Raw genomic sequence first — 1,336 nt, 5'->3', positions numbered from 1 at the left:
GCCCAGCAGTGAAACGATGTATCGCCGATGATAGTGTGGGCTGATTTGGGCATTAGTCCATGTGAGAGTAGGTCACCATCAAGCTTTTAATTAAAAGCCCTGATTGCCAACGCAGCCAGGGCTTTTTCCTATGTCTCTACTCACTGCCCATAACTGGATGCACCGCCCTCAAGGTATTCCGTTTCTTCGTCCGTATTGGTTCGCCCCAATGTTTTATTGCGATGGGGAAAGCGTCCAAACCTTTCAATAATGTCCCTGTGATCCTTTGCGTAGTGAAGGGAGTTCTTAACCTTCTCCTTATGTTCTTCGGACACTTCTTGATAAAGCTCTTCGAATTTCGTTACGCAGAGCTCTTGGTCACTAAGTTCTTCGGAATGCATGAGGGGCATATAGAGGAAACTGCGCTCTGTGTAGGCCAGCTTGTGATCCCAGCCCTTTTGGATGGCATCAAGTGTCAGTTTTCGTGCCTGAAAATCCCCGGAAAATGCTGCAGGCGTTTTTCTGTAGAGGCTGCGAGTGAATTGATCCAGGGTTATTACCAGAGCGAGTAGCGAGTGAGGGGAGTTTTCCCAATGGGATAGCTCTCCGCCAGTAGCTAGCTCGACTGTTTGCTGAAACTCTTCACGAATCTCCTCGTCAACTTCCGGTGCTCCAGAGAACCAGAGCTTGTATCGATTGCTGACAGGGTATCCATCTTCTATCTCACCAAACCAGTAATGAAGAACCTCTTCGGGGCTCTTTGTTTGAATAACTTCGGGCATTTCTGCCTTCCCTCCCATTGTGAAAATCATCATTAGGCAACAGCAAAGCCGTGCCAGGGTTTTGCTGTTAGAAAATGAGGGCGCTTTGGATTTGTTGTGTGTCACTGTCTTCTCTCTGAATGTCACTATATTATCTGGTTCTCAATAGGTGTAGATGCCACTTTATGGAAAATCTAATCAGGCTTCTGGGTGATGGGCGCTTTCACTCAGGCGAAGAGCTTGGCTCAGCTCTTGGAGTTAGCCGAGCTGCAGTATGGAAAAAGTTAAAGACACTCTCAGATCTTGGTCTGGAATTGGATGCAGTCAGAGGGAAGGGGTACCGCCTGCCAACGGGTATAGAGCTTCTGGATGAGTCGACGATTCGTGCTGAGCTGTCACCTGATGTCAGTGGGTCAACCTCTCTCGATCTGAAGATGCTGACAACTTCAACCAATGATGGAGTCCGCAATATTCAGGAAGGCTCGCGCTGGCGTGTGTGCATAGCTGAACATCAAAGTGCTGGCCGGGGCCGGCGGGGGCGTGTGTGGCAGAGTCCTTTTGGGGGGGCTCTCTATTTTTCCATGCTGTGGAAGATT

Annotated in this window: 2 protein-coding genes; one reads left to right on the top strand and one right to left on the bottom strand. The window is 49.1% G+C overall.

Annotation, left to right across the window (positions count from 1 at the left end; translation table 11 throughout):
- Nucleotides 1-140: 140 nt before the first annotated feature.
- Entirely contained in the window at nt 141-761 is a 621-nt protein-coding gene (locus E1189_RS01410) for a DUF924 family protein (RefSeq protein WP_196220974.1), read from the bottom strand.
- Nucleotides 762-925: 164 nt separating this feature from the next.
- Between E1189_RS01410 and E1189_RS01405 the strand changes: the two genes are divergently transcribed.
- Nucleotides 926-1,336 (top strand): HTH domain-containing protein (locus E1189_RS01405; protein WP_196220973.1); only part of this gene is annotated, 411 nt, incomplete at its 3' end.

Origin of the sequence: Parendozoicomonas verongulae, from assembly GCF_009711465.1 — a bacterium.
GTDB lineage: Bacteria > Pseudomonadota > Gammaproteobacteria > Pseudomonadales > Endozoicomonadaceae > Sansalvadorimonas > Sansalvadorimonas verongulae.
Note: the sequence above shows the minus strand (reverse complement) of the source record. Positions and strands in the feature narration are given on the sequence as shown.